The organism is Nocardiopsis lambiniae, assembly GCF_031845465.1.
GTDB classification, from domain to species: Bacteria; Actinomycetota; Actinomycetes; order Streptosporangiales; family Streptosporangiaceae; genus Nocardiopsis; species Nocardiopsis lambiniae.
Map to the genome: position 1 here is coordinate 1 of NZ_JAVREP010000059.1, position 255 is coordinate 255.

General features: G+C 55.7%; 1 rRNA gene. It reads left to right on the forward strand.

The window, feature by feature from the left end:
• Positions 1-189: 189 nt before the first annotated feature.
• Positions 190-255 (forward strand): 16S ribosomal RNA (locus tag RM479_RS27530); the annotation flags it as partial.

A 255-nucleotide genomic window follows, 5' to 3' on the forward strand; every position in this document is an offset into this window, starting at 1 on the left:
GGGAAGAACGGTTGTTTCTTGAGAACTCAACAGCGCGTGTTCGATTTTCTTTAAGCCATGTTTGTTTTGGCCCCGTCACACACGATCAGTGCGATCGGGTGTGCGAGGTTCCTTTGGATTCGGCCCGCAAGGGTCGAGTCGGGATTGCTTCTAGGTTTCCGCCCCCGTCGAGGGTGGCGGTGCACGACCTTTATGGAGAGTTTGATCCTGGCTCAGGACGAACGCTGGCGGCGTGCTTAACACATGCAAGTCGAG